The organism is Pseudomonas sp. 313, from assembly GCF_000316965.1.
Classification (GTDB): Bacteria; Pseudomonadota; Gammaproteobacteria; order Pseudomonadales; family Pseudomonadaceae; genus Chryseomonas; species Chryseomonas benzopyrenica.
Genome location: NZ_ANBZ01000076.1, coordinates 16,900 through 43,655, shown reverse-complemented (window position 1 = coordinate 43,655; position 26,756 = coordinate 16,900). Strand labels below are relative to the sequence as shown.

Here is a 26,756-nt window from a genome sequence, read left to right as displayed (position 1 = left end):
TTTAGCGCTTTACTGCAAACGAAGCGGTCGCTTTGGTCGACCACTCCCGCTGTCTCGACTCAGGAGCGCCTCCGATGAAGTCACGCCTTACCGCAGCAACCCTGACCGTTTTGCTAAGCGTCCTCAGCACGGGGGTCGCGCTGGCCGAAAGCCCGCTGGAAAAGAGCGTCCGCCAGGACGGCCGTGACGTGAGCGAAGACGCGCGCCACGATCGGAAGGAAGTCGACAAGGGTGCGGCCCATGCCGCTGACGAAGCCGACCGCATCGATACCGAGCTGGACAAGGAACGCCACCGCGAAGACAAGAAGGCGGACAAGGAATACAAGAAGACGCTGTAACCCTCGCGGGCAGAGCCCAAGGACGGTCTTGTCCTCCGACTCTGCCCCTTCCCTTCACGCCCCACAGGCTGCGTGAATTTCAACCACTGAACGCAGGCAACCCTCTGGCCTGCCTACCCAACTGATGAGTGTGTCAGGGGCATCCGCCCGGCTGCAGAGCCCGGCAACCGACTCGCTCCCCCATAAATTTGGTGACCTGAATCACATTATTTTGGCATGAGGAGTCTGATGGCTTAGACTGCGCGCCTCTCGAAAAAGGAGTTTCGCATGAAGCCATCTCATCTCTTGTTCATCGCCTTCGCCACGCTGCAACTCGCCGGTTGCGCCATCGGCCAGAAGATCGACTACCGCCAGACCGCCCCGCAACTCAGCGTCAAGGCCGACAAGCCGGTTGCCGTCGCGGTACTCGATGAGCGTCCCTATGTGGTCGCCCAAGACAAGGACGCCACCTACGTCGGCAACATCCGCGGCCTCTACTACAATCCCTGGAGCGTCCGCACCTACAGCGGCAGCCCCCTTTCCGCCGACCTGCAGGACGCCGTGCAAAAGGCCCTGGCCCGCGCCGCCATAACCGCCATGCCCAGCCAGGCCAGCGACCGCGCGCCCCAGGGTCAGAAGCTGCTGGTGCTGAAACTGCGGGAATGGAAATCCGACGCCTACATGCGCGTCCGCTTCGACTATGACGTCATCACCCAGGTCCTCGACGACCAGGGCAAGGTGCTCGCCAGCGACGAGATCAAAGGCAGCGGCCCGACCAACAATGTCATCCTCTCGGGCACCCAGGTCCTGGCCAACGCCATCGATGCACCAGCCATCGCTGCCGCCCTGGCCAAGGGCAACACGCCCTGATTGGGACGCCGCACCTCGGCATGAAAAAGCCCGCTTCGCGCGGGCTTTTTCATGCCCACAGGTGCTGGGGCAAGATACGCAGCAGAGCGAATCGCACGGCCATCGAGACGAGCGCCAAGGCGCACGAAAGGTTTCAGCCAGGCTGCAGCGATCAGCGGCTACAGCCTGTCGGAGCAGGAAGACCGGGGTACAAAGTAGTCAGACAGGATCAGGCTAAACCAGTATTCAACCGCCCCGAACGCAACGCTCAGGCTGTGGATTGCGACATCGCGCTGGGCGACGCCTTACTGCAGTTACGGGCCTTGGTTGATCGTGAGAAGCCAACAACCTCCGCACTTCTGCCGCCTGCAGTTGTCAGACCACCTCATTCGACGTGACCCTGCTAGGCAAGCAACATGAATGCACCTGTGAAAGAACAGAAGGTGATCAATGCGATTGCCATAGGAACCTGCGTAGCAGCAATGGTCTTGCTGTTGAGCTTCGCTGAAGCCACAATCGCGGCCAATAGCTGGGTACCGCAGCCCAATACCGAAACTGAAAAGGATACTTCAGTTGCGCTATCAATTGACAAGGACAGTGACGCTCTTCGAGTCGAGGCCCCACGGCCGGCTAAATAGCGTCCCGCTTAAATCTGCACTCATTCGTCCGAGATCGCTCACCAGCGATCAGGGCCTACTGGCGCTCACCCTGGGCGCCATGTGTATTGGGCTGGCAACCATCTTCGTGGTGGCCATGGTAGCCGGCTGACGATGGTGCTTGACCAGGGTCGGTAGCTTCGGTGGGTAACCGATAGTTTGGCGATGCTTTGCACGCCCTGACTCAAGCCGTCCTGCCTGCTCATCTCACAAGGCAGTTTCCAACGATCGCACTCAGCTCAGCCCTCGCTCTCGTGCGGGGCCTGGGTTGCCGCGATGCCCAACCTCATCGGGGCGAGTGCTATAGAAGGTCAGGCCTCGGCGCTGTTCCGAAAGAACTTTGGAACTCCTCCTTTTCACTCGCCCAACCGGTCTTGAAATCCGACCCTGCAGACAGCAAAAAGCCCCGTAGGAACGGGGCTTCGAAGATGGCGGAAGCGCAGAGATTCGAACTCTGGGACCCTTGCGAGTCGGCGGTTTTCAAGACCGCTGCCTTAAACCACTCGGCCACACTTCCGTAAGAGGGGCGCATAGTACCTGATGGCAACACACTGTCAAACACTCGCAAGCGATCCTTAAGCAACATTTGCTATCTTCGGGGTCGTACGGTACATCACACCGTTAAATTAGCTTTGGAGTACACCATGAACGAGCGTCAATACGCCTACAACCCTGCCATCGCGCAACCGCGGGACGTCAGCCGTGTATTGCGCAACACCTACGCCCTGCTGGCCATGACCCTGGCATTCAGTGGCCTGGTTGCCTTCGTCTCGCAGCAGATGCGGCTACCCTACCCCAACATCTTCGTGGTACTGATCGGCTTCTACGGCCTGTTCTTCCTGACCATGAAGACCCGTAACAGCGGCTGGGGGCTGGTCAGCACCTTCGCCTTGACTGGCTTCATGGGCTACACCCTGGGCCCGATCCTGAACATGTACCTGGGTCTGCCCAACGGCGGCAGCGTGATCGCTTCGGCTGCCGGCATGACCGCCCTGGCCTTCTTCGGTCTGTCGGCCTACGCGCTGATCAGTCGCAAGGACATGAGCTTTCTCGGTGGCTTCCTGATGGCGGGCTTCTGGATCCTGCTGGGCGCCGTGGTGCTGTCCTTCTTCGTCCAGATCAGTGGTCTGCAACTGGCCATCAGCGCGGGCTTCGTGCTGTTCGCCGCCGCGGCCATCCTGTTCCAGACCAGCGCCATCGTGCACGGTGGTGAAGACAACTACATCATGGCTACCATCACCCTGTACGTCTCGATCTACAATATGTTCATCAGCTTGCTGCAGATCTTTGGATTCGCAAGCAATAACGATTGATCATCGGCGGTAGCCCAAGAGGCCCGCTTCGGCGGGCCTTTTTACATCCATGAAATTTGCCATCGTTATCCTTTCCCCACCCCAGGCGCCTTCGGCCCGTCGGGCCCTGCGCTTCTGTGAGGCACTGCTGGCCGGGGGTCATGAGCTGTCGCGACTTTTTCTCTATCGCGATGGCGTTCATAACGCCTCCCACGCCACCGTCAGTGGCCAGGACGAGTCGGATCTACCCGCTCGCTGGCGTGAGCTGATCGAACGTCACCAGATCGACGCCGTGGTCTGTATCGCCGCCGCCCTCAAACGTGGGCTGCTGGATGAAAACGAGGCACGGCGCTATGAACGTGAGGGCGCGGTGAACGTGCGGGCGCCCTGGCAGCTGTCCGGTCTGGGCCAACTGCATGAGGCGGTGCAGGACGCCGATCGCCTGCTCTGCTTTGGAGGCGACTAGCATGGCCAAGAGCACCCTCGTCATCTCCCGCCAGTCGGCACTGAGCGGCCCCGGTCCGCGCGAGGCCCTGGATATCGTGCTGGCCGGCGGTGCCTTCGAACTGCCCCTGGCGCTGCTGTTCGCCGGTCCTGGCGTGACCCAGTTGCTGGCAGCCGACAGCGCTGCCTTGGAGCAGAAGGATCTGAGTGCCAATCTCTCCGCGCTGCCGCTGTTCGGTGTCGAGGCCATCTACGCCGAAGCCACCGCCCTGCAACGTCTGGGCATCACGCCCGAGCAGTTGCCCGCCTGGGTGACGCTACTGCAGCCCGAAGCCCTGGCGGCGCTGATCCATGACCATGATCAGGTGATCTCCATTTGACTACTCTGCACCTGTTTTCCCGTTCGCCGCTGCTAGATGCCGACGCGCTAGATGGGCTCACCTGGGTGCGCGACGAGGACGCCGTCCTGCTGACGGGAGGCGCCGTCGAAGCGTTGCGCCCAGGCAGCGTCGCGGCAGCGCTGTTGATACAGCTTCCCGCCAAGACGACCCTCTATGCCCTGGCGGAGGATGTCCAGGCCCGTCGCTTACACCCCGAACGAGCCGTGACCCTGATCGACTATCCCACTTTCGTCGACCTTAGCGTGAGCTGCGCCAAGGTCATCAGTTGGACCTGAGCATGGCCCCTCTCGACCTCGACGCCGAAGGCTACCTGCGCGATCTCTCCCAGTGGAGTCCCGAGGTGGCCCAGCACCTGGCACTCAAGGAGGGCATCGAGCTGACCGATCGCCACTGGCAGGTGCTGCAGGCGCTACGCGACTTCTACGCCCAATTCCAGCTTTCGCCGGCCAACCGGCCGCTGATCAAGTACATTGCCCAGACACTGGGCCCGGAACTGGGTACCAGCCTCCAGCTCAACCTGCTGTTCAAGGGCGCGCCAGCCAAGCTCGGCGCCAAACTGGCCGGCTTGCCGAAACCGGATAATTGCCTATGACCTTCACCACGCCCGAAGAGCATCCCTTCGCCGTCTATGTCCGAGCCCTGGGCAAGGGCAAGCGCGGCGCCCGCAGCCTGACCGAGGCCGAGGCGGAAACGGCCATGGGCCTGATTCTCGACGGTCGGGTCACCGATGCCCAGCTCGGTGCCTTTCTCATGCTGCTGAGGCACAAGGAAGAAAGCGCCGAAGAGCTGGCCGGCTTCACCCGTGCCGTCAGGGCGCGGCTGCAGCCGCCAGGTTTCGCCGTCGACCTCGACTGGCCCTCCTACGCCGGCAAGAAGCGTCACCTGCCTTGGTACCTGCTGGCGGTGAAGTGCCTGGCCGGCAGTGGCGTGCGGGTGGTCATGCATGGCGGCGGCACCCATACCGCGGGCCGTCTCTATACCGAGCAATGCCTGCCCGACCTGGGCATGCAGAGGGTCGCTAGCTGGCAGGACGCCGGCACCCTGCTCGACCGGGGCCAGCCGGCCTTCCTACCCCTGGCGGCCTGGATGCCCGAACTGCAGCGGATGATCGATCTCAAGGCCGAGCTCGGCCTGCGCTCGCCGATCCACTCCCTGGTCCGGCTGCTCAATCCCAGCCAGGCGCGTTGCATCCTGCAGAGCATCTTCCATCCGGGTTACCAGGAGGTCCATCGCGAGGCCAGTCGCCTGCTGGGTGACGACAGCATCGTCATCAAGGGCGAAGGCGGCGAAGTCGAGCGCAATCCCGATGTCATCGCCCATCTCTATGGCACTCGTGGCGGTGAAGCCTGGGACGAAAGCTGGCCGGCGCTGACCGAGCGCCGCCAGGTCAAGCCGGAGCGCCTCGACCCGGCGTTGCTGGCCACCACTTGGCGCGGCGAGGCAGAAGACCCCTATGGCCGTCTGGCGGTCATCGCCACCCTGGCCGTGGCCCTCCGCGCCCTGGGTCAGGATCAAGTCAGCGCCCAAAGCGAAGCCGAACGCCGCTGGGAAGCGCGCGACCGCTCGCTCTGACGTCGCCTCAGGAACCCGGAGCGGCTCCCCGGGTTCCTAACCGCAACGCAGCGGAGGATGACGATATGGGCTTGTTGGTCGATGGACAGTGGCAGGACCGTTGGTACGACAATGGCAAGGATGGCCATTTCAAGCGAGAAGAGGCCCAGCGTCGTGACTGGATCGCTCGCATCGAGCAGGCCATTCCCGAAGGGGTCTCGCGCTACGCACCGGAGGCCGGTCGCTACCACCTCTATGTGTCCCTGGCCTGCCCCTGGGCTCACCGCACCCTGATCTACCGCAAGCTCAAGGGCCTCGAAGAGCTGATCGGCGTTTCAGTGGTCAGCTGGTTGATGCGCGAGGAAGGCTGGACCTTCGATACAGCCAAGGGCTCCAGTGGCGACGAGCTCTATCACCTCGACCGCCTCTACCAGCTCTATCAACGCGACCAGGTCGATTACACCGGCCGGGTCACCGTACCGGTGCTCTGGGACCGCCAGGAAGAACGCATCGTCAGCAACGAATCCGCCGAGATCATCCGCATGTTCAATGGCGCCTTCGACGAGCTGACCGGCAATCGCCTGGATCTCTACCCAGAGGCCTTGCGCAGTCGCATCGACGCCCTCAACGACCGCATCTATCCAACGGTCAACAACGGCGTCTACCGAGCTGGCTTCGCCACCACCCAGGAGGCCTATGAAGAGGCCTTCGACGAGGTCTTCGCCACCCTGGACGACCTGGAAAAGCTGCTGCAGACCCAGCGCTATCTGACCGGCGAATGGCTGACCGAAGCCGATTGGCGCCTGTTCACCACCCTGATTCGCTTCGATGCCGTCTACCACGGTCACTTCAAGTGCAACCTGCGGCGCATTCGGGATTATCCGGCGCTACAGGGTTGGCTGCGCGAACTGTATCAGTGGCCGGGGATCGCCGAGACCGTCGACCTCCAGCACATCAAGCATCACTACTACGGCAGCCATGCCCAGATCAATCCGACCGGCATCGTGCCCAAGGGACCGGCCCTGGAGCTGGATCTGCCCCATGGCCGCGAGGCCCTGAGCAGTGCCGGCATCCAGGGTGCGGCCTGAGGATCACACCGCCGTCTGAGCACCTTCGAACCAGGCCAGCTTCTCGCGCAGCGCCACGACCTCGCCGACGATCACCAGGGTCGGCGCATGCACCTCATGCTCGGCGACCAGCTGCGGCAGATCCTGCAAGGTACCGGTGAACACCCGCTGATTGAGCGTGGTGCCCTGCTGCACCAGCGCAGCAGGCGTGGCCGGGTCCTTGCCGTGGGCGATGAGTTGCTCGCAGATGGTCGGCAGCCCCACCAGTCCCATGTAGAACACCAGGGTCTGCCCCGGTGCCACCAGATCGGTCCAGGGCAGATCGGCCGAGCCGTCCTTGAGATGACCGGTGACGAAGCGTACCGACTGGGCATGGTCGCGGTGCGTCAGGGGAATGCCGGCATAGGCCGCACAGCCACTGGCCGCGGTGATGCCCGGCACCACTTGGAAAGGAATGCCTTCGGCCGCCAGCTCTTCGATCTCTTCGCCGCCACGGCCGAAGATGAAGGGATCGCCGCCCTTGAGCCGCAGGACCCGCTTGCCTTCCTGGGCCAGCTTGACCAGCAGGCGATTGAGATCGTCCTGGGGTACCGCATGCTCGGCGCGGCGCTTGCCGACATAGATGCGATCGGCATCGCGCCGGCACATGTCGAGGATGGTCGGCGCTACCAGGCGGTCGTAGAGCACCACGTCGGCCTGCTGCATCAGCCGCAGGGCGCGGAAGGTCAGTAGATCCGGATCGCCGGGACCGGCGCCGACCAGATAGACCTCGCCGCGAAAGGTGGCCGTCTCGCTGGTCAGCTTGGATTCCAGCAGTTGTTCGGCGGCCTGGGGCTGGCCGGAAAAGACCTTTTCCGCAACCTCGCCCTGGAACACCTCTTCCCAGAAGATGCGTCGCGCCTGCAGATCGGCGAAACGCGTCTTGACCCGGGCGCGGAAGCGCTGCGCCAGTTGCGCCAGCTGACCGTAGGTAGCGGGGATCCAGCTCTCCAGCTTGGCCCGTACCAGGCGGGCCAGCACCGGAGCATCTCCGCCACTGGAAATGGCGATCACCAGCGGCGAACGATCGACGATGGCCGGGAAGATCACGGTGCACAGCTTGGGCGCATCCACCACGTTGACCGGCAGGCCCAGGGCCTGGGCATCGTGGGACACCGCCTCGTTGACCGCGTCGTCATCGGTGGCTGCGATCACCAGGCAATGCCCGGCGAGCTGGTCCGCCGCATAGCGCTCGACCCGGCAACTACCGCCCCGCGCCTCGACAAAGGCACGTACCTCCGGCTCGATCTCCGGCGCCACCAGGGTGATGCGGGCACCGGCTTCGGCCAGCAGCACGCTCTTGCGCAGGGCGATGTCGCCCCCGCCGACCACCAGCACCGGACGGCCATCGAGCTTGTGGAAGAGCGGCAGGTAATCCATCAGCCGATGACCTCGAGGCCACCCATGTAGGGCTTGAGTACCTCGGGGACGCGGATGCTGCCGTCAGCCTGCTGATAGTTCTCCAGCACGGCGACCAACGTACGACCCACGGCCAGGCCGGAGCCGTTGAGGGTGTGCACCAGCTCGGGCTTGCCCTCGGCGTTGCGGTAGCGGGCCTGCATGCGGCGCGCCTGGAAGTCACCGCAGTTGGAGCAGGACGAGATCTCGCGATACTTGCCCTGGCTCGGCACCCAGACTTCCAGGTCGTAGGTCTTGGTGGCGCCGAAACCCATGTCGCCGGTGCACAGCGAAAGCACCCGGTAGGGCAGTTCCAGCCGTTGCAGCACGGTCTCGGCGTGGCCGGTCAGCTCCTCCAGGGCCTGGAAGGAGGTGCTCGGCTCGACGATATGGACCATCTCCACCTTGTCGAACTGGTGCTGACGGATCATGCCGCGGGTGTCGCGACCCGAGGCCCCGGCTTCGCTGCGGAAGCAGGGGGTATGGGCGGTGAACTTCAGCGGCAGGCGCTTGGCGTCGAGGATCTGGCCAGCGACCAGGTTGGTCAGAGTGACCTCGGCGGTGGGGATCAGGTAGAGATCGCTCTCGCCTTCCCGGCCGATCTTGAACAGGTCTTCCTCGAACTTGGGCAGCTGACCGGTGCCCTGCAGGGTCTCGGCCTGCACCAGGTAGGGGGTATAGGTCTCTTCGTAGCCGTGCTCACCGGTGTGCAGGTTGAGCATGAATTGCGCCAGGGCACGGTGCAGACGGGCGATGGGACCGCGCATGACGGCGAAGCGAGCGCCGGAGAAGCGTGCGGCGGTCTCGAAGTCCAGCCAGCCGTGGGTCTCGCCCAGGGCGACGTGGTCCTTGATCTCGAAGTCGAAGTCGCGCGGGGTGCCCCAGCGCCGGACTTCGACGTTGTCGTCTTCATCCTTGCCGACCGGCACCGAGGCGTCGGGCAGGTTGGGCAGGCCCAACAGCAGGGCATCCAGCTCGCCCTGGACCAGATCCAGCTCACGCTTGGCTTCTTCCAGCTCACTGCCCATGCGATCGACTTCGGCCAGCAGCGGCGCGATGTCTTCACCGCGCGCCTTGGCCTGGCCGATGCCCTTGGAGCGGGCGTTGCGCTCGGCCTGCAGGGTCTCGGTGCGGGTCTGCACGGCCTTGCGACGAGCTTCCAACGACTCCACCAGGCTGACGTCGAGGACGTAGCCACGGGTCGCCAGGCGTGCGGCCACCTCCTCGGTTTGGGTGCGAACCAGTTTCGAATCAAGCATGTCCGTGTCTCTTGCTTAGGAATGGGGGCAGCCGCGCCGGCCAGGCGTCAGGAACGCGGCCGGCGCTGGCGCGGGCTGGACCGGTCGAGGTCCGCCAGGTGCTGCAGTTTATCGCGGATCTTCAGCTCCAGCCCACGGGGAACCGGCTCATAGTAACGGCGCGGCTCCAGCTCTTCGGGAAAGTAGTCCTCGCCCGCGGCATAGGCTTCCGGTTCATCGTGGGCATAGCGGTATTCGTCGCCGTAGCCGAGGTTCTTCATCAGCTTGGTCGGCGCATTGCGCAGGTGCAACGGCACCTCGCGCGAGCCGTTCTGGCGCACATCGGCCAAGGCGGCCTTGTAGCCCATATAGACGGCATTGCTCTTGGGCGCGCAGGCCAGATAGACGATCGCCTGGGCGATGGCAAGCTCGCCTTCCGGACTGCCCAGGCGCTCCTGGACATCCCAGGCGTCCAGGCAGAGGCTCAGGGCGCGGGGATCGGCATTGCCGATGTCTTCGCTGGCCATGCGCACCACCCGCCGGGCGATGTACAGCGCATCGCAGCCACCGTCGATCATCCGAGCGAACCAATAGAGAGCGCCATCAGGATTCGAGCCCCGCACCGACTTGTGCAGCGCGGATATCTGGTCATAGAAGGCCTCGCCGCCCTTGTCGAAACGCCGGCGCTGATCGCCGAGCAGACTCTGGAACAGCTCGGCATCCAGGACGCCACCGTCCTCGGCCAGGTCCGCGGCGTTCTCCAGCAGATTGAGCAGCCGCCGGCCATCGCCGTCGGCGACCGCCAGCAGCAGCGCCAGGGCATCGTCGGGCAGGCTCAGGCGCCGATCGCCCAGGCCCTTGGCGCTGGTGAGGGCGCGCTGCGCAAGGCCGCCGAGCGCCTCGTCGTCCAGACTCTTGAGCACATAGACCCTGGCCCGCGACAGCAGCGCGTTGTTGAGCTCGAAGGAGGGATTCTCGGTGGTCGCCCCGATAAAGATCAGGGTGCCGTCTTCGACATAGGGCAGGAAGGCATCCTGCTGCGACTTGTTGAAGCGATGCACTTCGTCGACGAAGAGGATGGTGCGCCGGCGATACTGGGCAGCCTGCTGCTTGGCCACCTCCACCGCATGGCGGATCTCCTTAACCCCGGAAAGCACCGCCGAGAGCGTTTCGAAGTGGGCATCGGAAACCTGGGCCAGCAGCCGCGCCAGGGTGGTCTTGCCCACCCCGGGCGGCCCCCAGAAGATCATCGAATGCAGCGCACCCTGTTCCAGCGCCTCGCGCAGGGGCTTGCCCCGCGCCAGCAGGTGTTGCTGACCCGCGTATTCATCGAGGGTCTCGGGACGCATGCGGGCAGCCAAGGGCTGCCCGACGGGTGCGGTGCTGAAGAGATCCATGAGGTGCGATCACTCCTGGATGACGTCGGCTCCCTTGGGCACCTGGAAGGTGAACTGGGACGCGGCCACCGGCTCGTTGAGCTTGACGTTGAAGAAGAGGATGTTGGTTCTCTGACCGGCACCGTCGATCAACTGCATGTCGTTGATCACGCCATTGCGGAAGGACAGCCGCAGGCTGTCGAACAGGGTGTCCTTGGTCTTGGGCTTGAGCACGAAGTCGACGACGTTGCCGGCGTCCTTGCTGGTGACGTCGAAGCTGCTTTCGATCTTGGAGATGTCACCCGACAGCAGCAGCGCCGGCGTCTGGGTCAGGCGCAGGTCCAGCTTGCGGATGGTGACCTGCTCCAGGTCCGGGTCGTACAGCCAGACCTGCTTGCCGTCGGACACCAGCAGTTGCTCCTGGGGCGCATCGGAATGCCAGCGGAACAGCCCGGGACGCTTGAGGCTCATGTTGCCGGCGGTTTCCTGCAGCCGGGTACCCGAACCATCCAGGGTCAGCTGGGAAAAACGCGCGGTCAGGGTCTGGGCCTTGTCCAGCAGTTGCGACAGGCGACCCACCGACGCCTGGTCGGCATGGGCGGAAAAGCTTACAGCGGCCAAGGCGGCCAAGGCGAAGCAACGCAGCTTGTGCATCGAAGTCCTCATGGATGTCAGTCTCTCACCGGAGCAGGCGCTGTGACCTCGCGCGAACCGTTGGTGTTCATGGGCGATACGACACCGGCCATTTCCATGGTTTCGATCATCCGTGCCGCCCGGTTGTAACCGATCTTGAGCTTGCGCTGAACCGCGGAGATGGACGCCCGCCGGCTCTCGGTGACGAAACGCACCGCTTCGTCATAGAGCGGATCGTCCTCGTCGCTCTCCCCGCCTTCGCCGCCACCACCGTCGAAGCCCGCACCACCGCCCTCGTCCGGGCCGCTGAGGATGTCTTCGATGTAGTCGGGTGCGCCCCGCTCCTTCCAGGCCTCGACCACGCGATGGACCTCGTCGTCGGACACGAAGGCGCCATGGACCCGGATCGGCAGACCGGTACCCGGCGGCAGATAGAGCATGTCGCCGTGACCGAGCAGCTGTTCGGCGCCGCCCTGGTCGAGAATGGTCCGGGAGTCGATCTTGCTCGACACCTGGAAGGCCATCCGCGTGGGGATGTTGGCCTTGATCAGACCGGTGATGACGTCCACCGAGGGGCGCTGGGTGGCCAGGATCAAGTGGATACCGGCCGCTCGCGCCTTCTGCGCGATCCGCGCGATCAGCTCTTCGACCTTCTTGCCGACGATCATCATCATGTCGGCGAATTCGTCCACCACCACGACGATGGTCGGCAGTGTCTTCAGCAGCGGCGCCTCGTCGTCCATGCTCTCGCGACGATAGAGCGGATCGGTCAGCGGCGTACCCGCTTCCTCGGCGTCTTTCACCTTACGGTTGAAGCCGGCCAGGTTACGCACGCCCATGGCCGCCATCAGCTTGTAGCGCCGCTCCATCTCCGCCACGCTCCAGCGCAGGGCGTTGGCGGCTTCCTTCATGTCGGTCACGACCGGGCAGAGCAGGTGTGGAATGCCCTCGTAGATCGAGAGTTCCAGCATCTTGGGGTCGATCATGATCAGGCGCGCGTCTTCCGGACTCGACTTGAACAGGATCGACAGCAGCATGGCGTTCACGCCCACCGACTTACCGGAGCCGGTGGTACCGGCCACCAGCAGGTGTGGCATCTTGGCCAGGTCGGTGATGACCGGCTTGCCACCGATGTCATGACCCAGGGCCAGGGTGACGGGCGACTTGGCCGCCGCGTACTCGGGCGACTCGAGCACTTCGGAGAAACGCACCATCTGGCGATCTTCGTTGGGAATCTCGATACCCACGGTGGTCTTGCCGGGAATGACCTCCACCACCCGCACACTGAACACGGCCAGCGAACGCGCCAGGTCCTTGGCCAGGTTGGAAATACGACTGACCTTGACGCCGGCCGCCGGCTGAATCTCGAAGCGGGTGATCACCGGACCGGGATGGACGCTCTCCACGATCACCTCGACGCCGAACTCCTTGAGCTTGACCTCGAGCAGGCGCGACATGTTCTCGAGGAATTCCGGCGAATAGCTCTGCTGTTTCTTCTCGGCGCGATCCAGGATCGACAGCGGCGGCAGCGTACCTTCCAGATCCGCGTCGACCCGGACCACGGCAGCCGCCGGCGAATAGGGCGCGGGGGCCGGTGCTGGCACCGTCTTGCGTGGCGGCGGCGTGGGCGCGGCGACATTGGCAGGCGCTGGGACAGGCGCGGCAGCCACAGGCGCGGACTCGGGTGCTTCGGCGACAAAGCGACTGGCCGCGGGCATCTCGATGCGCGGCGCGGCGCGCTCCACCCGTGGGGGCGGTGCGATGTCGAGCAGGTCATCCAGGTCTTCGTCGGCGACCGGAACCGGCACTTCGCGGGCCTTGCTCTTGCGCGCAACCGGCGGCGACACCGGCTCGTCGAAGGTGTCCAGCTCCGGGGCCTGACGGCGACCGCCGGCCAGGCGGCTGAAGCCACCCTGCACCAGATCCAAGAGATCCAGCACCACCTTGCCGGTGAAATCCATCACCTTGAACCAGGACAGATCGGTAAAGACCGTCAGTCCCAGCAGGAAGAGCGCGAGGAACAGCAGCGTACTGCCCTGGACATTCAGGGCGGCGACCGACAGCTGCCCGAGGCTCTCGCCCAGGGCACCGCCCGCCGATGCCGGCAGGGCGGACACGGCATGGAAATGAATGTAAGCGAGCACCGAACCCGAGATCACCAGCAGCACCAGGCCGGTCAGGCGCCAGGAAAATAGCCAGCCGCTCCACTCCCAGGGCAGATGCCGCTTACGGAAGATCTGCCAGGTCTTGACGGCGAGCAGGACGGGAAACACGAAGGCGAAATAGCCGAGTGCCATGAACAGCACATCGGCCAGCCAGGCGCCGGCGCGGCCAGCGGTGTTATGGACCTGGTCGATGCGACTGGTGTGGGTCCAGCCCGGATCGGAAGGGTCGTAGCTCAGCAGAGCCATGAGTAGATACAGGCACAAGGCGGCCAGTGCGATGAGCACCACCTCCTTGAGACGATAATGCAGATGCTCACGCCATTGGTTGACGTGGCTGACAGAACTGGATTGCTTCAAGCGCGCTTTTCCCGCACACGGAACGTGTGACCGTGAATCAAAAACAGTGCGCCATTCTAGATCGTCCGGGCCCTGGTTCTACAGTCCCGCAACGAAACATGGCACGATAGCGGACGGTCGTACCGGAACCGCCTTCAGGCACAACATTGGAGCATTCTTTCGTTGTCCTGACAAAGAGTTATGACGATTTCTTGAGCTTGTTACGCACAAGCTCATACCCTCAGCTTCCTGTATCAGAAGGCGCCCTCCCCTACCATGGTGAAATGGCTGACCCGCGAAAGCCCTGACTTCCCGCCCCTGCAGCAGGCGTTGCGCGAACCCAACGGCCTGCTGGCGATCGGCGGCGACCTGAGCGCGGCGCGTCTGGTCAATGCCTATCGTCACGGCTGCTTTCCCTGGTATCAAGCTGGCCAACCCTTACTCTGGTGGTCGCCGGATCCCCGTACGGTGCTCTTCCCGCCGGACCTGCATGTCTCCCGCAGTCTGGCGAAGACCCTGCGCAAGACCCCACTACGCGTCACCTACGACCAGGCCTTCGCTCAGGTGATCCTGGCCTGCGCCGGTCCGCGACGCGATGCCGACGGCACCTGGATCACCGCGGAAATGCGCCAGGCCTACCAGGAATTGCATGCCCAAGGCTGGGCCCATTCCGTGGAGGTTTGGGACGGCGATCAGCTCGTCGGCGGGCTCTATGGCATCGCCATGGGCAAGCTATTCTTTGGCGAGTCCATGTTCAGCCATGTCGACAACGCCTCCAAGATCGGCTTCGTGACCCTGGTACGGGATCTGGCGGCCTGGGGCTTCGTGATGATCGACTGCCAGATGCAAACCGCACATTTGCAGAGCCTGGGCGCGAGCAGCCTGTCACGGGAACGCTTTGCCGATTACCTGGCCAAATACCTGGATCAGGCCAGCATGGCCGCCTGGCCTACCTCCTGCGGGTGACTTACACTCAGGCCAGGCTTATGTAGAGATTCGACATGACCGAGCTGGCGAGACTCAAGTTTTACGCAACCCAGCCTCACGCTTGCAGTTACCTGCCCAACGAGCAGGCGACCACGCTGTTTCTCGACCCCTCGCAGCCCATGAACGGTCAGATCTACGCCGAGCTGTCCGAGCTGGGCTTTCGCCGCAGCGGCGATCATCTCTACCGCCCCCACTGCCAGCTCTGCAAAGCCTGCGTTCCCGCGCGCATTCCCGTCGCTCGTTTCCGCCCTAGCCGGAAGCAGAGTCGAGTGCTCAAGCGCAACCTCGACATCAAGGTCACCCGCTGCGACCCGGGCTTTACCGAGGAGCGTTACCAGCTGTACGCCCGCTACATCAGCGAACGCCACGCCGACGGTGACATGTTCCCGCCGAGTCGAGGCCAGTTCTCCACCTTCCTGGTCAGCCATCTGCCCTACGCCTTCTTCTACGAGATGCGCGTCGAGGACCGCCTGATCGGTCTTGCCGTCACCGACGTGCTGCCCAATGGCATGTCGGCGGTCTATACCTTCTACGACCCCAGCGAAGAAAAGCGCAGCCTGGGCGTGTTCGGCATCCTCTGGCAGATCGCCGAAACCCGCCGCCTGGGGCTGAATGCGGTTTATCTCGGTTATTGGATCAAAGGGTGTCGCAAGATGTCCTATAAGACCGAGTATCGCCCCATAGAGCTCTTCGTCAACCAACGCTGGGTCGCCCTGGCCTGATGAAATAGCGCTTTTTCTGAATTTCTGTCAGAATATGGGCCTTTTTCGCCCGGACTGCTCTGGGCCTATCTTGTCACCGAGGGCTTTTCTATATATGTCGAAAGAAGACAGCTTCGAAATGGAAGGTACTGTCGTCGACACCCTTCCCAACACCATGTTTCGCGTGGAGTTGGAAAATGGGCACGTCGTCACCGCGCACATCTCCGGAAAGATGCGTAAGAACTACATCCGCATCCTGACGGGCGACAAGGTTCGCGTGGAACTGACGCCTTACGATCTGAGCAAGGGCCGGATCACCTACCGCGCGCGCTAAGCGGATCCTTTCATGAAAAAGCCCGGCTATGCCGGGCTTTTTCATGAGCGATTGTAAATCGCGACCTGCCCTCAGGCAGGTTCGGCCGTGGTCTCGAACTCGAATTCCAGCTCGTCATCCACCGCATCGATATGAACGATGCCGCCATGGTCAGCCAGTTCCCCGAACAGGATCTGCTCGGCCAGCGGCCGCTTGATCTTGTCCTGGATGAGCCGCGCCATGGGACGAGCGCCCATCTGCACGTCATAACCCCGTTCCGCCAGCCAGCCACGGGCAGCATCGCTGACTTCGAGCTGTACACGCTTGTCTTCGAGTTGCGCCTGGAGTTCGGTGAGGAACTTGTCGACGATGCTCTTGATGACCTCGGTGCTCAGGCGGCCGAACTGAATGATGGTATCCAGACGGTTGCGGAACTCCGGCGTGAAGCTCTTCTTAATGACTTCCATGGCATCGGTGGTGTGATCCTGCAGCGTGAAGCCAATGGACGCGCGTGAAGCGGTTTCGGCGCCAGCGTTGGTGGTCAGGATCAGGATCACATTACGGAAGTCGGCTTTACGGCCGTTGTTGTCCGTCAGGGTGCCATGGTCCATGACCTGCAGCAGCAGGTTGAACACTTCCGGGTGAGCCTTCTCGATCTCGTCGAGCAGGAGCACGCAGTGGGGGGTCTTGGTGATGGCCTCGGTCAGCAGACCGCCCTGATCGAAACCGACATAACCGGGAGGTGCACCGATGAGACGGGACACGGTATGCCGCTCCATGTACTCGGACATGTCGAAGCGTACCAGCTCCACACCCATGGCCTTGGCCAGCTGCCGCGCCACCTCGGTCTTGCCGACACCCGTAGGCCCGGCGAAGAGGAAGGAGCCGACCGGCTTGTCCGGCGATTTCAGACCGGCACGAGAAAGCTTGATGGCGGTGGACAGGGATTCGATGGCCAGATCCTGACCGAAGACGGTCAGCTTGAGATCGCGCTCCAGGTTGCGCAGCAGCTCCTTGTCGGAGCTGTTGACGGTCTTGGGGGGAATCCGTGCGATCTTGGCGACGATGTCTTCGACCTGCTGGACATCGATGCGCTCGGCACGCCGGTCTTCGGGCTGCAGGCGCTGGTAAGCACCGGCTTCGTCGATGACGTCGATGGCCTTGTCGGGCATGTGCCTGTCGTTGATGTAGCGCGCGGCCAACTCGGCTGCTGCGCGCAGCGCCTCATCGGTGTACTCGATGTGGTGGTGCTGTTCGAAGCGCCCCTTGAGGCCACGGAGGATGCCGTAGGTGTCATCCACCGACGGCTCGACGACATCGACCTTCTGGAAGCGCCGCGCCAGTGCCCGGTCCTTCTCGAAGATGCCGCGGAATTCCTGGAAGGTGGTCGAGCCGATGCAGCGGATCTCACCGGAGGACAGCAGCGGCTTGAGCAGGTTGGAGGCGTCCATCACCCCACCCGAGGCAGCCCCGGCACCGATGATGGTGTGGATCTCGTCGATGAAGAGCACCGCATGGGGGCGCTTCTTCAGTTCCGCCAGCAGTGCCTTGAATCTCTTTTCGAAATCGCCGCGGTACTTGGTACCCGCCAGCAGGGCGCCAAGATCCAGGGAATAGACCACGCTGTCGGCCAGCAGGTCAGGCACCTGGCCATCGACGATGCGCTTGGCCAGGCCTTCGGCGATGGCGGTCTTGCCGACGCCTGCCTCACCCACCAGCAAGGGATTGTTCTTGCGGCGACGGGCCAGGATCTGGGCGACGCGCTCGACTTCCTGCTCGCGACCGACCAGCGGATCGATACGACCCTGACGGGCCTGCTCGTTGAGATTGCTGGCATAGGCTTCGAGCGGATTGTTGGAGGAGCTGGGCTCGGCACCCTCCTCTTCGGCCGCATCCTGGTCCTGCTCGGCTTCGGGCGCAGCGCCGGGGACCTTGGAAATACCGTGGGCGATGAAGTTGACGACGTCGATCCGGGCCACGCTCTGTTGCTTCAGCAGAAACACCGCCTGGCTTTCCTGCTCACTGAAGATCGCCACCAGCACATTGGCGCCGGTCACTTCGCGCTTGCCCGAACTCTGCACATGAAAGACTGCGCGTTGCAGGACGCGTTGGAAGCCCAGCGTCGGCTGGGTCTCGCGCTCGTCATCCTGCTGTGGGATCAGGGGCGTGGTGGAATCTATGAATTCCAACAGATCGCGGCGCAGGCGATCGATGTTGGCGCCGCAGGCTCTCAACACGGTGGCGGCCGCTTCGTTATCCAACAGCGCCAGCAGGAGGTGCTCAACGGTCATGAATTCATGACGCTTCGTCCTCGCCTCCTTGAAGGCGAGATTCAGGGTGACTTCGAGCTCACGATTCAACATAGCTTCACCTCATAGCCCAAGCAGCACAGTAGCCCAAGCAGCACAGATCTAACTTTCGATTTCGATTTCACACAACAGCGGGTGGTTGCACTCCCTCGCATATTGATTGACTTGCATGGCCTTGGTTTCAGCGACATCGCGAGTAAATGTTCCGCAGACCGCCTTTCCCTGGGTATGCACGGTAAGCATCACCTGGGTAGCGGCCTCGCGGTTCATGCTGAAATAGCTCTCCAGCACCTCTACGACGAACTCCATGGGGGTGTAGTCATCGTTATACATCAGAACGCGATATCTGGCTGGCCGTTTTAGCGCAGGTTTTGCCTCCTGCACCGCCAGGCCACCGTTGTCGCCGTCCTGATGTTGGTTGTCGTCCGCCGCCAGTCGGATGGGGTCGATTACACGCATTCTGATCGATTCCGAATTACGGGATGAATAGCAGGAAAAAAAGAGCTTGATCCACGTCTCAGCCGCCTAGTGCCTCGCCTTGACTAAGGCTGAAAGGGTGTTACAAACATCCTGTACCGACGAGGTACCAAGGGTTCCGTTGTAGTGGCGTCTGTGTGGATTCACTGGAACTGTAGTCGAATGATACTCCAGGCTTGGAGTCCTTTGCAGAGGGAGCCGGTATGCTCAGTGGCAAGGTCAAATGGTTCAACAACGCCAAAGGATATGGCTTCATCGTTGCAGATAACAGTGATGAAGACCTATTCGCTCATTACTCGGCCATTCAGATGGACGGTTACCGCACACTGAAGGCGGGCCAGGCGGTCAACTTCAATATCGTTCAGGGCCCCAAGGGCCTGCACGCCGTCGAGATACGCGCGGCCGAAGTGAGCGCACCTGCCGCTACGCCGGCCACCAACGCTCTCGATGTACGGGACACGGTCAGTACGGAAGCCTGATCTCACGCCCCCTCGGGGGCGCCATCTCCCCCGTCGCGCCGCTGCCCTTCGCCGTGACCCAGATCGCGTTCCGGAAACATCAGGTCCCTGACCCGGTTCTTCAGCGTTCTGGCGTCGGGAAAGCCGCCGTCTCTCTTGCGCTCCCAGAGCACCTCCCCGCCACAGGCGATCTCAAAGACGCCACCGGTTCCCGGTAGCAGCGTCACCCCACCCAGATCGGTACCGAAGGTGCTGAGCAGTTCCTGAGCCAGCCAGCCCGAGCGCAACAACCATTGGCACTGGGTACAGTAGTGGATGGTGATGAAGGGTTTGGCGTCCGCCACGGTACACCTCGCAAGGCCTGGGTTCCCTATAATACGCAGCCCCCGATCCTGTCCGCCATGTGGTCCATCCTATGCGCCCGTTGCTGCTGGTTGCCTGCCTTCTGCTGTCCACTCTGGCCTGGAGCGCGCCGCCGACCAAGGTCGGACTGGTGCTGTCCGGCGGTGCCGCGCGGGGACTGGCGCATATCGGCGTGCTCAAAGCCCTGGAAGAACAGGGCATTCAGGTGGATGCCATCGCTGGCACCAGCATGGGTGCGGTGATCGGCGGACTCTATGCGGCAGGCTACAGCGCCGAGGAGCTGGAACGCATCGCCCTGGAAATGGACTGGGGCCAGGTGCTTTCCGACCAGCCACCGCGCAAGGACGTGCCCTTTCGCCGCAAGCAGGACGACCGGGATTTCCTGATCAAGCAGAAGCTCAGCTTTCGTGACGACGGCACCTTGGGCCTGCCCATCGGCGTGATCCAAGGGCAGAACCTGGGGATGATGCTGGAAAAGCTGTTCGTACATACCAGTGACACCCGGGATTTCAATCAGCTGGCTATCCCCTTTCGCGCCGTGGCCACGGATATCACCAGCGGCGAGAAGGTGGTCTTCGACCATGGCCACCTGCCCCGGGCCATTCGCGCCAGCATGTCGATTCCGGCGGTGTTCGCCCCGGTGGAGATCGATGGCCGCCTGCTGGTGGATGGCGGCATGGTCGACAACATTCCCATCGATGTCGCCCGTGAAATGGGTGCGCAACGAGTGGTCGTCGTGGACATCGGCACCCCCCTGCTCAAGCGCAAGGACCTGACCACGGTACTGGACGTGCTCAATCAATCCACCACCCTGATGACCCGCAACAATTCCCAGGCGCAGCTGGCGACGCTGGGCAAGCAGGACCTGCTCATCCAGCCGCCGCTGGCCAGCTATACCAGCGCCGATTTCAGCGAGGTCAAGGCACTGATCGATGCGGGCTATCGGGCTACCATGGCCATGGCCAGCGAACTGGCGGTACTGCGCAGGAATGCGCCGAGCGAGCCGTCCTCGGCGGTGGCTGCCGCCCGGTCGCCCAGCAGCCGGACCCCGGTCATTGATGCCATCCGCATCGAGAACGACTCCAAGGTAGAGGACGAGGTCATCCGTCACTACATCCGTCAGCAGCTGGGAGAGCCGCTCAATGTCGAACGCCTCCAGGACGACATGAGCACGCTCTACGGCCTGGACTACTTCGACCAGGTGGAATACCGCATCCGTCGGGACGGGCCCGGTGACAATGTGCTGATGATCTATGCCCGCGGCAAGCGCAGCGGCACGGACTTCCTGCGGCTGGGCCTGAACCTGTCGGACGATCTGCGGGGCGACAGCGCCTTCAACTTCGGCGCCAGCTATCGCATCAACGGCCTCAATCGCCTGGGCGGCGAATGGCTGACGCGGGCCCAGATCGGCGATCACCAGGAGCTCTACAGCGAGTTCTACCAACCTCTGGATGTCGGTTCACGTTACTTCATCGCGCCCTACGTCGGTGGCGAGGCACGCAATATCGAACAGCTGGAGCGCAATCACCCCATCGCCGAGTACCGTCGTGAACGCTATGGCTTCGGCCTGAACCTGGGCCGGCAGATCGGCAACAAGGCCGAGGTGCGGCTGGGCATCGGCCACGACTGGGGTAGTACCAAGGTGCATGTCGGACCGCGTGACACCCCGGAGGAATCCTTCACCGAAAGCTTCTATGAGCTGCGCTATTCCCTGGACGATCTGGACGACGTGAACTTCCCACGTGAGGGCCAGGACTTGGCGTTGACACTCAAGCAATTCGATCCCAGTCTGGGCTCCGACTCCCGCTACCGGCAGCTGGACCTGCACCTGAACAAGGCGCTCAGCTATGGCTACAACACCTTCGTGATCGGGGGCGGCCTGGGCCGCACCCTGTCGACCGACAGCGATACCAATGTGGTGACCAGCAGTTTCCTGCTGGGCGGCGCCTGGCAGCTCTCGGGCTATCGCCAGGACGCCTTGTCTGGCCAGAACTACGGCCTGGCGCGGCTGATCTATTACCACCAGCTCACCCAGCGTTCACTATTCCCGCTGGACACCCCGGTCTACCTAGGCGGCAGCCTGGAACAGGGGCGCATCTGGAATCGAGACGACGACTATGACAGCGGCAACATCAGCGCCGCCAGCCTGTTCCTGGGCCTGGACACGCCACTGGGACCGCTCAAGTTCACCTATGGCCTGAGCGACCAGGGCGAGCATGCGTTCTACATCAACCTGGGCAACAGCTTCTGATCACGCGATACGGGAGAGCAGCATTTCCGCTCGCTCGCGCTGGCTGTCACTGCCCTCGCTGACGATCTCCTGCAGCAGCGAGGTGGCATGCTGAAGGTCGCCTTGGTCGAGACAGGCCTCGGCCTCGGCGAAGCGTCGGGCGATGTCGTCGGTCATGAAGTGCTCGTCGAGACTCATGTCCAGCTCCAAGACCGCCGGCAACTCGCCCAGCCCCTCAGGAAAGTCGTCTTCCAGGGTGATCTCCAGGGCATCGGCCTGCTTCCAGCCGGAATCGGCGTCCAGCTCCTCGGTTAGGGCGATGGCTTCGTCGAGGCTCAGGTCGGCCAGATCCAGATCGTAGTGCTCCTCGGTCACCGGCGCGGGTACCGCCGGCTCGGCGAACTGCAATTCCGCCGACCATTCGCTGGCCGGCGCATCGAAGGCTGGCAGGTCGAGGTCCAGATCGTCCTCTAGCAGGGGCTCCACCGGATCGGCGGACATCCCGGGAAACTGGGCATGCAGGACCGCCAGACTCGCCGCCACGCCTCCCAGCGCCAGAAAACGCTGTTCGTGCTCCCTGAATGCCGGAGCCTCGCCCAGGGTGGCCAGCACCCGGAGCAGCAGCAGCCGCAGATCCTGGCGCCGATCATCTTCGGCCAGGCCGCTTTCCAGCACTTCCCGCGCCTGGCCGTAGCGGCCATAGGCGATGTAGATCTCCGCACGACCGGCATGATCGTCGACCGGCGCCGGGCTGGCGGCGACGGCTGTGGGCTTGGCCTTCGACTTGGCGATCACCGGCTGAGTAGCGGCCAGCACAGGCTCAGGCAAGGGCTCGACCATTTCGACACTTTCGACGTCACCCGCGTCGTCGAAGACGACGTCTTCCGTCTGCCGCCGGCGCCACCAGAGCACACCGGCCAGGGCCAGCAGGGCCGCGCCACCCGCTAACAACAGCGAGCGCAGTGACAACAGACCTTCGTCGGTGCTGCCCGCGGTAGGACTGGAGGCGACGGGCGCCGCCTGAGCGGCAGGGCTTTCCGGTGCCGGCGTCGCGGGTACGGGCGTCGGCGTGGCCAGGGCCACCGAACGCGCCTGCTTCAATTGCTGCTGCAGACCTTCACGGTCCTGCTGGAGCTGCTCGATCATCACCTCTTTCTGTGCCAGCAATGCGTCGTAACGCTCCTGCAGCTGGGTCAGCTGACCTTCCAGGTCGCCAACCTGACGCCCGAGGTCCTGCGTCACCAGCAGGGGCTTGGTGTCTTCGGCAGAGCTTCCGGCCGGCTGCGGCGCCGCTACTGGAGGCGCCACTGATTCCGGTGCCGGTGCCAGCGCAGCGACGGGTGCTGCGGCCGGTGCTGGCGCAGCAGGTGCAGGTCCCGGTGCCAGGGCGGGCGCCGTGGCGACTGGTGCGGCGGGTACCGGGCTGGGTGCGGGCGGCGTGGTCCTGGCGACTACCCGCTGCCGCGGCGCAGGTTCGCTGACACCCACGGGCAGGCGCAGGCGCTGACCGGCCTTGAGTCGTCCGGGATCATTGTTGGCGAAGGACGCCGGATTGAGGGCGAACAGATCGGCCATGAGCTGCTCGACCGATCGATTGGCCATTGGCCCCAGGCGCTTGGCGATGCTCCAGAGGGTATCCCTGGGACGCGTCTGGTAAACGCCCTCCCCAGCGGATAGGTCTGGCGAGGGCGCCAGCCCCTGGCGCGGTGCAGATACGGTTTGGCGGACCACCGGATCGGCGGCCGGGGCAGCGGCGCGAGCGGACGCCGCCTGGACGCGCGCCGGGGCGGTACTGGCGACGCTGGTGGGCGTGCCACCACTGCGCGGTGGATCCACCAGCAGGGTGAATTCGCGCAGCTGCTTGCCACCCGGCTGCTCGAGCTGAACGATGAAGCCCAGATAGGGCTCGACCAGTGAGCGGCGGGAGGTCACTTCGACATAGCTGCCCGCCGCCGTGCGCAGGTGCGGAGTGAACTTCAGATCGTCGAGGAACTGGGTACGATCCACACCGGCTTGTGCGAACGCCTCGTTCGCCGCAAGGTGGATGCGGAAGTCCCCGGCATCGGCATCGCCGAGGTTGACCAGCTCGATCCGTGCACGCAGGGGTTCGTTGAGAGCTGACTGCAGGGTGATGCCCCCCAGGCCGAGCGCGAGCGCCGCTTGAGGAAGAGTGGTCAGCGCAGCGGCCGACAGGATGACAAAGGCAAGGGGACGGCGTTTCGCGACCATGGATACCGCTGCGTCAGGTATTCGAAGAAACCGGTGTTTTAGCGCGGTGGCTCACAAAAATCGCCTCCGCCACGCTGGAACGTAGCATCGATACCGACAGACGGCAAACCGATGACCAGCAGCGCGAAAAGGACGGCTGCGGATGGGATGGAGCGCTAGCGGCGATGCCAGACGCTCCGGCCAGATCCAGTACCTGTGCTGGGTGGAGGTACCCGGACGGAGCGAGCCGCCAGACGGCGGTCAGCCGCGCTCGAGATTGGCGAGGACGCGCTGATGCACCTGCTGGCAGATGGCGATCTCTTCATCGTCGAGACCACTGAGCAGCTCCTTGCGCAGGGCCTCGGCGATGGTCTCGATCTTCTCGATCAGCGGACCGGCTTCCTGGGTCAGCATGATGCGCTTGGCACGACGGTCCTCGGTGACCGCCAGGCGCTTGACCAGCCCCTGCTTTTCCAGGCCATCCAGCAAGCGGGCCAGGGTCGGCCCCTCGATACTGATGCTCTGGGCCAGTTCACGCTGGGTGGGCTGGACCCCCTTCATCCGCGCCAGGTTCAGCAACACCTGCCAGCGCGCCTGAGACAACCCCAGGTGACTCAGGCGACGGTCGAGCTCGGCGCGCCAGGCACGGGAGACATGAAAGATCTGGCGGCCGAACAGGTGTGGATCGGTAGTCATTCAGGCTAAACCTTGTACTTGGATTTTCTCATTATTCTGGGTGTAGGCCCTGCGGAGCAACCGCCGTCCTCAGCTAGTCGGCCAACTCGGCCTGCAGGGCAGCCCGCACACAGTACAGCGCGCCACTGGTCACCCGCCCTTCGAAACGCGGGGCGATCTGGGCTACCGGCGGCAATTCGCCTTCGTCTTCGAGGAAGGCATCCTGGATTTCCGCCAGCAGCTCCTCCGGCAGGTCCAGGGCCTGCTCCAGAGCGATCTGCTGTTGGGCAATGGCTTCGGCCAATAGTGCATAGACATTCTTTTCAGAGCAATTCAGTTGGCGCGCGGCCTGCTCCGGGGTCATGCCGGCGCGTACCAGCGTCAGCACCTCGTGACGCACGTCGGCGACCGGAGCCGGCGCCGCGCCACCGTCATTGAGAGCGTCGAGAAAGGCCTGGCCATAGCGCTCCAGCTTGCGGGCACCCACACCGCTGACGCGACTCATCTCGTCCAGCGAGCGCGGCTGGCTGCGCAGCATCTCCAGCAGGGTGGCGTCGGGAAAGATCACATAGGGCGGTACCGAGTGCTCTTCGGCCAGCTTGCGTCTCAGGGTGCGCAACACTTCCCACTGCTCGCGTTCGTCGGCACGTACCAGCTGGCTGGCGGCGCTGGCCGAAGAGCCGCTGCTCGTGCCACGCCCGCGCTGAGGCTTGGGATCACGACGCAATTCGATGCGGACTTCGCCGCGCAGCAGGGGTCGGCAGCTTTCGGTCAGGCGCAGGCCGCCATAGCCGTCGACGTCCACCTCGGCCAGGCCACGGGCGACCAACTGGCGGAACAGGGTGCGCCACTCGTCTTCGCCGCGCGCCTTGCCCAGGCCGAAGACCGCCAGGCGTTGATGGCCGAGACTGACGATCTTCTCGGTCTCGCGACCGAGCAGGATGTCGACCAGGTGCCCTACCCCGTAGCGCTGACCGCTGCGGTAGATGGCCGACAGCGCCTGGCGCGCCGGCTCGGTGGCATCCCAGGTCTCGACGGTGTCGATGCAGTTGTCGCAATGGCCACAGGGCTGCGGCAGGTGCTCGTCGAAATAGGCCAGCAGCACTTGGCGCCGGCAGCGGGTTTCTTCGCACAGGGCCAGCATGGCTTCGAGCTTGTGCCGCTCGATGCGCTTGTGGCGCTCGTCACCTTCGGAGTTCTGCATCATCTGCCGCAACAGCAGTACGTCCTGCAGGCCGTAGGCCATCCAGGCGTCGGCGGGCAGGCCATCCCGCCCGGCGCGACCGGTTTCCTGGTAGTACGCCTCCAGGCTCTTGGGCAGATCGAGGTGGGCGACGAAGCGCACGTTGGGCTTGTCGATACCCATGCCGAAGGCGATGGTGGCCACCATGATCAACCCTTCCTCGTTGAGGAAACGCTTCTGGTTGGCGGCGCGGACGTCGTTGGGCAGGCCAGCGTGATAGGGCAAGGCGGGGAAGCCCTGATTGCTGAGCTGCTCGGCCACCTCCTCCACCTTCTTGCGCGACATGCAGTAGACGATGCCAGCATCACCGCGACGCTCGGCGAGAAAGGCCAGCAATTGCTTGCGCGGCGCTTCCTTGGGCACGATGCGGTAGAAGATGTTGGGGCGATCGAAGCTGGAGAGAAAGCGCTCGGCCTCTTCCAGGTGCAGGCGACTGGCCATCTCCTCACGGGTGCGGGAATCCGCGGTGGCGGTGAGCGCCAGGCGCGGCACGTCGGGGAAGTGTTCGGCCAGTTGGCCGAGCTGCATGTATTCCGGGCGGAAGTCATGCCCCCACTGGGACACGCAGTGGGCTTCGTCGATGGCGAACAGGGCGATGGGCAGGCGCTTGAGGAAATCCAGCATGCGCGGCTGCACAAGGCGCTCGGGCGCTAGATAGAGGAGCTTGATCTCACCGCGCTCCAGCTGCGCGGCGACGGATCTCTGCTGTTCGCCGGTCATGGTGGAGTTGAGCGCGGTCGCTGACACGCCCAGTTCCAGCAGGGTGGCGACCTGGTCGTCCATCAGCGCGATCAGCGGCGAGACCACCACGGCCACGCCGGGCCGCAGGAGGGCCGGCACCTGGTAGCACAGGGACTTGCCGCCGCCCGTGGGCATCAGCACCAGCGCATCGCCACCGCTGGCCACACGCTCGATGATCCGGGCCTGGTTGCCACGGAACGCGTCGTAGCCAAAGACGTCTTTAAGGATGCGCAGCGCAGGTTCTGACATGAAGCCTCCTCGAATGGAAAGGCCATTATACGGATGCCGA

The 26,756-nt window shown here is 63.7% G+C and carries 26 protein-coding genes and 1 tRNA gene; 15 read left to right on the top strand and 12 right to left on the bottom strand.

What is annotated here, in order from left to right; genetic code table 11:
• Positions 1-74 precede the first annotated feature (74 nt).
• The 3 genes from C722_RS0117605 (at position 75) to C722_RS26275 (ending at position 1,804) form a co-directional block, all read left to right on the top strand.
• Positions 75-338: a hypothetical protein gene (locus C722_RS0117605; RefSeq protein WP_017641778.1), complete on the top strand. Its 264-nt coding sequence runs from the start codon at positions 75-77 to the stop codon at positions 336-338.
• Between the two features lie 267 nt (positions 339-605).
• Positions 606-1,187 carry a hypothetical protein gene (locus C722_RS0117600; RefSeq protein ID WP_017641777.1) on the top strand — a complete coding sequence of 194 codons (582 nt, stop codon included), beginning with the start codon at positions 606-608 and terminating at the stop codon, positions 1,185-1,187.
• 395 nt (positions 1,188-1,582) lie between these two features.
• Positions 1,583-1,804, top strand: coding sequence for a hypothetical protein (locus C722_RS26275; RefSeq protein ID WP_143075217.1), 222 nt, complete (start codon positions 1,583-1,585; stop codon positions 1,802-1,804).
• 447 nt (positions 1,805-2,251) lie between these two features.
• On the opposite strand, the gene C722_RS0117590 is transcribed toward C722_RS26275, so the two are convergent.
• A tRNA-Ser gene (locus tag C722_RS0117590) sits at positions 2,252-2,339 on the bottom strand.
• Positions 2,340-2,466: 127 nt separating this feature from the next.
• Between C722_RS0117590 and C722_RS0117585 the strand changes: the two genes are divergently transcribed.
• The 7 genes from C722_RS0117585 (at position 2,467) to C722_RS0117555 (ending at position 6,598) form a co-directional block, all read left to right on the top strand.
• Positions 2,467-3,135, top strand: coding sequence for a Bax inhibitor-1/YccA family protein (locus tag C722_RS0117585; RefSeq protein WP_017641775.1), 669 nt, complete (start codon positions 2,467-2,469; stop codon positions 3,133-3,135).
• A gap of 49 nt (positions 3,136-3,184) precedes the next feature.
• Positions 3,185-3,580 (top strand): sulfurtransferase complex subunit TusD, encoded by a 396-nt coding sequence (gene tusD, locus C722_RS0117580; protein WP_017641774.1) that lies wholly within the window; start codon positions 3,185-3,187, stop codon positions 3,578-3,580.
• A 1-nt stretch (position 3,581) separates the two neighbouring features.
• Positions 3,582-3,938, top strand: a complete 357-nt coding sequence (tusC, locus tag C722_RS0117575) for a sulfurtransferase complex subunit TusC (protein WP_017641773.1) — start codon at positions 3,582-3,584, stop codon at positions 3,936-3,938.
• On the top strand, positions 3,935-4,234 hold the full coding sequence (gene tusB / locus C722_RS0117570; RefSeq protein ID WP_017641772.1) for a sulfurtransferase complex subunit TusB: 300 nt from the start codon (positions 3,935-3,937) through the stop codon (positions 4,232-4,234). The genes tusC and tusB overlap by 4 nt, the downstream gene beginning before the upstream one ends.
• A 2-nt stretch (positions 4,235-4,236) precedes the next feature.
• Entirely contained in the window at positions 4,237-4,551 is a 315-nt protein-coding gene (locus C722_RS0117565) for a TusE/DsrC/DsvC family sulfur relay protein (RefSeq protein ID WP_037064277.1), read from the top strand.
• Entirely contained in the window at positions 4,548-5,531 is a 984-nt protein-coding gene (locus C722_RS0117560; RefSeq protein WP_017641770.1) for a glycosyl transferase family protein, read from the top strand. The genes C722_RS0117565 and C722_RS0117560 overlap by 4 nt, the downstream gene beginning before the upstream one ends.
• 65 nt (positions 5,532-5,596) lie before the next feature.
• Complete coding sequence (locus C722_RS0117555) at positions 5,597-6,598, top strand: glutathione S-transferase family protein (protein WP_017641769.1); 1,002 nt, start codon at positions 5,597-5,599, stop codon at positions 6,596-6,598.
• A 3-nt stretch (positions 6,599-6,601) separates the two neighbouring features.
• On the opposite strand, the gene cysG is transcribed toward C722_RS0117555, so the two are convergent.
• Genes cysG through C722_RS0117530 form a run of 5 tightly spaced genes read right to left on the bottom strand, consistent with a single transcriptional unit; the run spans position 6,602 to position 13,783 of the window.
• Positions 6,602-7,996 (bottom strand): siroheme synthase CysG, encoded by a 1,395-nt coding sequence (cysG, locus tag C722_RS0117550; protein ID WP_017641768.1) that lies wholly within the window; start codon positions 7,994-7,996, stop codon positions 6,602-6,604.
• Positions 7,996-9,273 carry a serine--tRNA ligase gene (gene serS, locus C722_RS0117545; RefSeq protein WP_017641767.1) on the bottom strand — a complete coding sequence of 426 codons (1,278 nt, stop codon included), beginning with the start codon at positions 9,271-9,273 and terminating at the stop codon, positions 7,996-7,998. The genes cysG and serS overlap by 1 nt, the downstream gene beginning before the upstream one ends.
• A 47-nt stretch (positions 9,274-9,320) precedes the next feature.
• Complete coding sequence (locus tag C722_RS0117540) at positions 9,321-10,649, bottom strand: replication-associated recombination protein A (protein ID WP_017641766.1); 1,329 nt, start codon at positions 10,647-10,649, stop codon at positions 9,321-9,323.
• Between the two features lie 9 nt (positions 10,650-10,658).
• Positions 10,659-11,282: an outer membrane lipoprotein chaperone LolA gene (gene lolA, locus C722_RS0117535; protein ID WP_007162303.1), complete on the bottom strand. Its 624-nt coding sequence runs from the start codon at positions 11,280-11,282 to the stop codon at positions 10,659-10,661.
• Positions 11,283-11,299: 17 nt separating this feature from the next.
• Entirely contained in the window at positions 11,300-13,783 is a 2,484-nt protein-coding gene (locus C722_RS0117530) for a DNA translocase FtsK (protein WP_017641765.1), read from the bottom strand.
• Between the two features lie 255 nt (positions 13,784-14,038).
• On the opposite strand from C722_RS0117530, the gene aat reads away from it, so the two are divergent.
• From aat to infA, 3 genes are all read left to right on the top strand, one after another.
• The gene (gene aat, locus C722_RS0117525; protein ID WP_017641764.1) at positions 14,039-14,728 is read left to right on the top strand and encodes a leucyl/phenylalanyl-tRNA--protein transferase; all 690 of its coding nucleotides are present in this window, start codon (positions 14,039-14,041) and stop codon (positions 14,726-14,728) included.
• Positions 14,729-14,763: 35 nt separating this feature from the next.
• Positions 14,764-15,471 carry an arginyltransferase gene (locus tag C722_RS0117520; protein ID WP_017641763.1) on the top strand — a complete coding sequence of 236 codons (708 nt, stop codon included), beginning with the start codon at positions 14,764-14,766 and terminating at the stop codon, positions 15,469-15,471.
• 94 nt (positions 15,472-15,565) lie between these two features.
• Positions 15,566-15,784, top strand: a complete 219-nt coding sequence (gene infA / locus C722_RS0117515) for a translation initiation factor IF-1 (RefSeq protein WP_002553999.1) — start codon at positions 15,566-15,568, stop codon at positions 15,782-15,784.
• Positions 15,785-15,855: 71 nt separating this feature from the next.
• Here the strand turns inward: infA and clpA are convergent, their stop codons facing one another.
• Together clpA and clpS are read right to left on the bottom strand one after the other, a co-directional pair.
• Entirely contained in the window at positions 15,856-18,126 is a 2,271-nt protein-coding gene (gene clpA, locus C722_RS0117510) for an ATP-dependent Clp protease ATP-binding subunit ClpA (RefSeq protein ID WP_017641762.1), read from the bottom strand.
• 48 nt (positions 18,127-18,174) lie between these two features.
• Positions 18,175-18,531 carry an ATP-dependent Clp protease adapter ClpS gene (gene clpS / locus C722_RS0117505; RefSeq protein ID WP_017641761.1) on the bottom strand — a complete coding sequence of 119 codons (357 nt, stop codon included), beginning with the start codon at positions 18,529-18,531 and terminating at the stop codon, positions 18,175-18,177.
• Positions 18,532-18,752: 221 nt separating this feature from the next.
• Here clpS and cspD point away from each other — a divergent pair, with 221 nt between their 5' ends.
• Positions 18,753-19,028, top strand: a complete 276-nt coding sequence (gene cspD, locus C722_RS0117500) for a cold shock domain-containing protein CspD (protein WP_017641760.1) — start codon at positions 18,753-18,755, stop codon at positions 19,026-19,028.
• A gap of 2 nt (positions 19,029-19,030) precedes the next feature.
• Here cspD and C722_RS0117495 read toward each other — a convergent pair whose 3' ends face one another.
• Positions 19,031-19,351, bottom strand: a complete 321-nt coding sequence (locus tag C722_RS0117495) for a SelT/SelW/SelH family protein (protein ID WP_017641759.1) — start codon at positions 19,349-19,351, stop codon at positions 19,031-19,033.
• A 71-nt stretch (positions 19,352-19,422) separates the two neighbouring features.
• On the opposite strand from C722_RS0117495, the gene C722_RS0117490 reads away from it, so the two are divergent.
• On the top strand, positions 19,423-21,621 hold the full coding sequence (locus C722_RS0117490; RefSeq protein WP_017641758.1) for a patatin-like phospholipase family protein: 2,199 nt from the start codon (positions 19,423-19,425) through the stop codon (positions 21,619-21,621).
• Here C722_RS0117490 and C722_RS0117485 read toward each other — a convergent pair whose 3' ends face one another.
• The 3 genes from C722_RS0117485 to recQ all read right to left on the bottom strand — a co-directional run bounded on the left by C722_RS0117485 (position 21,622) and on the right by recQ (position 26,716).
• Positions 21,622-23,829: a FimV/HubP family polar landmark protein gene (locus C722_RS0117485; protein ID WP_017641757.1), complete on the bottom strand. Its 2,208-nt coding sequence runs from the start codon at positions 23,827-23,829 to the stop codon at positions 21,622-21,624.
• 240 nt (positions 23,830-24,069) lie between these two features.
• Entirely contained in the window at positions 24,070-24,504 is a 435-nt protein-coding gene (locus tag C722_RS0117480; protein ID WP_017641756.1) for a MarR family transcriptional regulator, read from the bottom strand.
• A 73-nt stretch (positions 24,505-24,577) separates the two neighbouring features.
• Positions 24,578-26,716 (bottom strand): DNA helicase RecQ, encoded by a 2,139-nt coding sequence (gene recQ / locus C722_RS0117475; RefSeq protein ID WP_017641755.1) that lies wholly within the window; start codon positions 26,714-26,716, stop codon positions 24,578-24,580.
• Positions 26,717-26,756 lie beyond the last annotated feature (40 nt).

Excerpts from the sequence above, each read along its gene's own strand:
- C722_RS0117605 (WP_017641778.1), top strand. The coding sequence starts at position 75 with ATGAAGTCACGCCTTACCGCAGCAACCCTGACCGTTTTGCTAAGCGTC.
- C722_RS0117600 (WP_017641777.1), top strand. The coding sequence starts at position 606 with ATGAAGCCATCTCATCTCTTGTTCATCGCCTTCGCCACGCTGCAACTC.
- C722_RS26275 (WP_143075217.1), top strand. The coding sequence starts at position 1,583 with ATGAATGCACCTGTGAAAGAACAGAAGGTGATCAATGCGATTGCCATA.
- C722_RS0117585 (WP_017641775.1), top strand. The coding sequence starts at position 2,467 with ATGAACGAGCGTCAATACGCCTACAACCCTGCCATCGCGCAACCGCGG.
- tusD (WP_017641774.1), top strand. The coding sequence starts at position 3,185 with ATGAAATTTGCCATCGTTATCCTTTCCCCACCCCAGGCGCCTTCGGCC.
- tusC (WP_017641773.1), top strand. The coding sequence starts at position 3,582 with ATGGCCAAGAGCACCCTCGTCATCTCCCGCCAGTCGGCACTGAGCGGC.
- C722_RS0117565 (WP_037064277.1), top strand. The coding sequence starts at position 4,237 with ATGGCCCCTCTCGACCTCGACGCCGAAGGCTACCTGCGCGATCTCTCC.
- C722_RS0117560 (WP_017641770.1), top strand. The coding sequence starts at position 4,548 with ATGACCTTCACCACGCCCGAAGAGCATCCCTTCGCCGTCTATGTCCGA.
- C722_RS0117555 (WP_017641769.1), top strand. The coding sequence starts at position 5,597 with ATGGGCTTGTTGGTCGATGGACAGTGGCAGGACCGTTGGTACGACAAT.
- cysG (WP_017641768.1), bottom strand. The coding sequence starts at position 7,996 with ATGGATTACCTGCCGCTCTTCCACAAGCTCGATGGCCGTCCGGTGCTG.
- serS (WP_017641767.1), bottom strand. The coding sequence starts at position 9,273 with ATGCTTGATTCGAAACTGGTTCGCACCCAAACCGAGGAGGTGGCCGCA.
- C722_RS0117540 (WP_017641766.1), bottom strand. The coding sequence starts at position 10,649 with ATGGATCTCTTCAGCACCGCACCCGTCGGGCAGCCCTTGGCTGCCCGC.
- lolA (WP_007162303.1), bottom strand. The coding sequence starts at position 11,282 with ATGCACAAGCTGCGTTGCTTCGCCTTGGCCGCCTTGGCCGCTGTAAGC.
- aat (WP_017641764.1), top strand. The coding sequence starts at position 14,039 with ATGGTGAAATGGCTGACCCGCGAAAGCCCTGACTTCCCGCCCCTGCAG.
- C722_RS0117520 (WP_017641763.1), top strand. The coding sequence starts at position 14,764 with ATGACCGAGCTGGCGAGACTCAAGTTTTACGCAACCCAGCCTCACGCT.
- infA (WP_002553999.1), top strand. The coding sequence starts at position 15,566 with ATGTCGAAAGAAGACAGCTTCGAAATGGAAGGTACTGTCGTCGACACC.
- clpA (WP_017641762.1), bottom strand. The coding sequence starts at position 18,126 with ATGTTGAATCGTGAGCTCGAAGTCACCCTGAATCTCGCCTTCAAGGAG.
- clpS (WP_017641761.1), bottom strand. The coding sequence starts at position 18,531 with ATGCGTGTAATCGACCCCATCCGACTGGCGGCGGACGACAACCAACAT.
- cspD (WP_017641760.1), top strand. The coding sequence starts at position 18,753 with ATGCTCAGTGGCAAGGTCAAATGGTTCAACAACGCCAAAGGATATGGC.
- C722_RS0117490 (WP_017641758.1), top strand. The coding sequence starts at position 19,423 with ATGCGCCCGTTGCTGCTGGTTGCCTGCCTTCTGCTGTCCACTCTGGCC.
- C722_RS0117485 (WP_017641757.1), bottom strand. The coding sequence starts at position 23,829 with ATGGTCGCGAAACGCCGTCCCCTTGCCTTTGTCATCCTGTCGGCCGCT.
- C722_RS0117480 (WP_017641756.1), bottom strand. The coding sequence starts at position 24,504 with ATGACTACCGATCCACACCTGTTCGGCCGCCAGATCTTTCATGTCTCC.
- recQ (WP_017641755.1), bottom strand. The coding sequence starts at position 26,716 with ATGTCAGAACCTGCGCTGCGCATCCTTAAAGACGTCTTTGGCTACGAC.